This is a genomic window from Dietzia sp. B19, assembly GCF_014145155.1.
Classification (GTDB): Bacteria; Actinomycetota; Actinomycetes; order Mycobacteriales; family Mycobacteriaceae; genus Dietzia; species Dietzia natronolimnaea.
Genome location: NZ_JAALED010000353.1, coordinates 1 through 4,440, shown reverse-complemented (window position 1 = coordinate 4,440; position 4,440 = coordinate 1). Strand labels below are relative to the sequence as shown.

The following is a 4,440-nucleotide window of genomic DNA, read 5'->3' as shown; positions in this document are numbered from 1 at the left end:
GATCGGCGGCAGGTGCGCCGGGGCGGTTCGCCTCAGCGGGTGCGGGCCGAGGAGTGCGGCCTTACAGTGGCCGCGAGGGTCGTACCGAGCTCAGAGGAGACGCACGATGGGCACATCATTCTGGCGACGCACGACGATCGATCCCCCGGTGGCGGAGTTCCCCGAGGGTGAGCACGTGGACATCGTGGTGGTGGGGGCGGGTTTCACCGGCCTGATCACCGCCCTGATCGCGGCCGCACGGGGCAGCTCCGTGGTGGTGCTGGAGGCCCACACCGTGGGCGCCGGCGCCAGCGGTTCGACCACGGCCAAGGTCTCGGTCCTGCAGGGGACCCGGTTGTCGACCATCCGCTCGCACCACGGTCTCGAGACCGCCCGCGCCTACGCGGAGGCCAACCAGTACGGCCTGGACTGGTGGGCGGAGTTCTGCGGGTCCCACGGGGTGGACGTGCAGCGACCGCGGGCGGTCACCTTCTCGCGCAGCCTCAAGGGGACCAGCACCCTGCGCTCGGAGAAGCGCACACTCGACGCCCTCGGACTGCCCGCCCGGTGGTACGACCGGATCGACGTGCCGTTCCCCGCCCGGGCCGCCGTGGAACTGCCCGATCAGATGCAGCTCGACCCCGTCGAGGCGCTCGCGGCTCTGGTCCGCGCGACGACGGCGCTCGGTGTCCGGATCGTCGAGCACTCCCGTGTCACCGGACTGGACGTGCGGGGGCAGGACGGCGACGCCCACGTGGAGGTGCGCAGTGACGGCGGCACCTGCTCGGCGCGGGACGTCGTCCTGGCCACCGCGTCCCCGGCCCTGGACCGTGGCCCCACCGCGGCGTCGATGGAGGCCGAGCGGTCCTACCTGTGCGCGTTCGAGTACCCCGGCGGGCTGCCGGAGGGGATGTACGGCTCGGTCGAGAGCCCGGTCCGCTCCCTTCGGACCGTGCCCGTGGGGGACCGCGAGGTCCTGCTGGTGGGCGGAAACGGCCACCGCACCGGAACGGCCGCGGGCACCGACTCCAAGATCGACTCACTGCGCGAGTACGCCGCCAAGCACTTCCCCGGGGCCGAGTTCACCCACGGCTGGTCCGCGCAGGACTTCCACCCGGTCACGCTGCTGCCCAAGTCCGGCCCCATGCCGTGGGGGAAGGGTCGGGTGCACTTCGCCGGCGGGTACAGCAAGTGGGGACTGACGGGCGCGCCGGCGGCGGCGGGCATCATGGTGGACCGGCTCAGCGGGCGTGAGCCCCGGGTCTCCTTCGGCAAGCCCTCGGTCACGGGCGTCCTGCGTACCGCGGTCTCGCTGTACGCGGACCTCCCGGTGCAGCTCGCGGCCACCGCCGCTCAGGCGACGGTGCGTCGGCCCCGGCCGACCCTCCGGCCGATCGGCGAGGCGACCGGGGACGACGGCCGGACCTGCAGGGTCGGGCTCCTGTGCCCGCACATGGGCGCCGCGCTGAGTTGGAACGAGGCGGAGCGGTCGTGGGACTGCCCGTGGCACGGGTCGCGGTTCTCTGCGTGTGGCGAACTCCTCGAGGGTCCGGCGACCCGGGACCTCAAGCGCTACGACGAGGTCTGACCCGGCCCCCGATTGGACGGTCGTCCAATTTTCCGGGGGCTCCCACGACCACCCGGGACAGAGGAACGCCCCGGCCCGACCCGTGACGGGTCGAGCCGGGGCGCGGCCGGGTTACCGGCCCTGCAGTGCCTGTCAGGCCGGGGGCATCATGACCCCGTCGATGGCGTGGATGACGCCGTTGGTGGCGGGCACGTCGGTCTGGATGACGGTGATGCGGTTGCCCGCTCCGTCCACCAGCATGACGGTCTCGCCCTCCACCTCGACGGTGAACTCGCCGCCCTGGAGGGTCTCGACGGTCTCGCCGTCCATTCCCATGACGTCCTCGGCCATGACGTCGCCCTCGATCACGTGGAACTGCAGGATCTGGGCCAGGTCACCGGTCGGATCGGCGAGGAGCTCGTCGAGCTGGCCGTCAGGCAGCGCCGCGAAGGCCTCGTCGGTCGGAGCGAACACCGTGAAGGGGCCGGGACCCTCGAGGGTCTCCACCAGGCCCGCGGCCTCGAGCGCCTGCGTGAGGGTGGTGAAGTTCCCCGCGGCCATCGCGGTCTCGACGATGTTGCCGGTGGCCGCCGGCTCCTCCGTCATCTCCTCCTCGGTCGTCTCCTCGGTGGTCATCCCCGTGGTCATGGTGGTCTCTTCAGTGGTGGTGGCGTCGTCGGCCGTGTCGTCCGTGCCGCACGCCCCCATGAACACTGCGAGTCCGATAGCTCCCGTTACTGCGATCGTCCGCTTCATGAGCAACCTTTCGTCTTGGGTCGGGGGTAACCCCAGTGTGGGGGGATGTCCGCGACAGATGTAACCGGTGAGACGGAATCGTTGTAGTGCCGTTAACCTCGGCGACGCATCCCCGATCCCCAACGGAGCGACTCGTCAGGGCGCGCGACCGACGGGCGCCGTGACACGCTGAGGTCGTGAAGACCCCGGTACCTGACTATCTGCTCGAGATCCGCGACCTGTGTTCGACGGGCGCGGACGGGCACCTCGCCGACTACATCCCCGAACTCGCGGCCGTGGACCCGGACCGGTTCGCCGTGGCCGCCTGCACGATGGACGGCGTCGTCTACACCGCCGGTGACGCGGACGCCGAGTTCACCATCCAGTCGATGAGCAAGCCGTTCGCCTACGCGCTGGCACTGCGCGACCGCGGGATCGAGGCGGTCCTGGAGAAGGTGGCCGTGGAGCCGTCCGGGGACGCGTTCAACCAGATCTCCCTGGAGAGGATCAGCGGCAGGCCCCGGAATCCCATGATCAACATCGGAGCCATCACCACCCACACCCTGGTCGGGCAGGTCGGCGCCACCGAGGACGAGCGTGACGAGGCGCTGGCCGCCGGGTTGTCGTCGTTCGCCGGTCGGCGCCTGGAGGTGGACGCGGCCGTCATGAGCTCCGAGCTGCGCACCGCGTTCCGGAACCGGGCGATGGCCAACCTGGTCCGGGCCAGCGGGATCATCGAGGACGACCCGGACGAGGCCGTGCGCGGGTACACCCGCCAGTGCGCCTACCGGGTGACCGTCCGCGACCTGGCGGTGATGGCCGTGACCCTGGCGACCGGCGGGATCAACCCCGTCACCCGTGAGCGCGTCGTCTCCGCGCCGGTGGCCCGGCAGGTGCTGGCGGTCATGGCCACGTGCGGGATGTACGACGCGGCCGGCGACTGGATGTCCACCGTCGGGATCCCCGCGAAGAGCGGGGTGTCCGGCGGGATCTTCGGTGCCCTGCCCGGCCAGGTGGGCCTCGGTGTCTTCTCGCCCCGGCTCGACGAGCACGGCCACAGTGTCGAGGGGGTCCGGACGTTCGAGCGGCTCTCGCGCGATCTGGAACTCCACCTGATGAACACCACGGTGACCGAGGTCGAGGCCGTCCGCTCGGTGCGGTTCGACGAGATCAGCGGCAGGCGCACCTTCCGTCTGCAGGGGCCGATGACGTTCGCGAGCGCCGAACAGGTGTTGCGTCGGCTGGCCGAGATCCCGCCGGGTGACGGAGAGGTGACCCTCGATCTGAGCCGGGTCTCCTCGGTCAACGCGAGCGCGCGCCGCATGTTGCTCGAGTCCATGCGGCGGCTGTCGCTGGACGGGCACCTGGTGGGACTCGCGGATCCCGGCCGCCGTCTGCCCGACCCGGACTTCGGGGACGGGTCCCGACCGGTCACCCGGCGGGCGGCCCGCTGACGCCTCGTCGGCCGGGGTTCACGCGCCGACGCCTGCGTCGGACAGCGCGATGCGCACGGTGTCCGGCGCGGTCCGCATCGAGTACTCGAACGCCGCCACCCGGCGGGTGCTGCTCATGAAGTGGGCACCCAGCCCCGCGAGATCGACGGCCGTCGGAAGGATCGGGACCACCGTGGTGCCCCGCGCGCGGACGACCGCGATCTCGGCGGCCAGTTGCGTGGACATCGGTCGTCGGATCAGGCGGTGTTCGAGCCGGCCGCCGGGTCCGGGCACACGGACGCCGGGAGCCGACGCCATGGGAGCGATCACGTAGATGAGGTCCGCGTCCTCGGGCGAGAGCAGATCCACGGAGGCGGTCGACCCCATTCCGCCGTCGACGAAGATGCGGTCGCCGATGGGGACCGGGGTCATCCACCCGGGGGTCGACCAGGACGCGCGCAGCGCCTCGCCGACGGTCGCGATCGGCGAACCCGGTGCGCCGAACACGACCCGCTCACCGGCGCGGATGTCGTAGGCGACCATCCGGGCGGCGGGGTGGGGCAACCAGGAGCCCACCTCGAACCCCTCGGCCAACCGCTGCAGCCATCCCATGTCGCCGCGACCGCTGGGGGCGATCCCGGCGTAGGCGGCCAGACCGGAGTGCGTGCGCAGCAGTCCGGGATTGAGCAGGGGTGGCCGGGGCAGCGGCGGCCTGCCGGGCGGGGT

Annotated in this window: 4 protein-coding genes; 2 read left to right on the top strand and 2 right to left on the bottom strand. The window is 71.7% G+C overall.

Features of this window, described 5'->3' with window-relative positions; translation table 11 throughout:
• Positions 1 to 106 precede the first annotated feature (106 nt).
• Positions 107 to 1,567, top strand: a complete 1,461-nt coding sequence (locus tag G6020_RS10580; RefSeq protein ID WP_182610599.1) for an FAD-dependent oxidoreductase — start codon at positions 107 to 109, stop codon at positions 1,565 to 1,567.
• Between the two features lie 132 nt (positions 1,568 to 1,699).
• Here G6020_RS10580 and G6020_RS10575 read toward each other — a convergent pair whose 3' ends face one another.
• Positions 1,700 to 2,302: a fasciclin domain-containing protein gene (locus G6020_RS10575; RefSeq protein ID WP_182610598.1), complete on the bottom strand. Its 603-nt coding sequence runs from the start codon at positions 2,300 to 2,302 to the stop codon at positions 1,700 to 1,702.
• Positions 2,303 to 2,478: 176 nt separating this feature from the next.
• Here G6020_RS10575 and G6020_RS10570 point away from each other — a divergent pair, with 176 nt between their 5' ends.
• Positions 2,479 to 3,735 carry a glutaminase gene (locus G6020_RS10570; RefSeq protein WP_182610597.1) on the top strand — a complete coding sequence of 419 codons (1,257 nt, stop codon included), beginning with the start codon at positions 2,479 to 2,481 and terminating at the stop codon, positions 3,733 to 3,735.
• Between the two features lie 18 nt (positions 3,736 to 3,753).
• Here G6020_RS10570 and G6020_RS10565 read toward each other — a convergent pair.
• Positions 3,754 to 4,440: patatin (locus G6020_RS10565; protein ID WP_182610596.1), on the bottom strand; the 687-nt coding region annotated here is incomplete at its 5' end.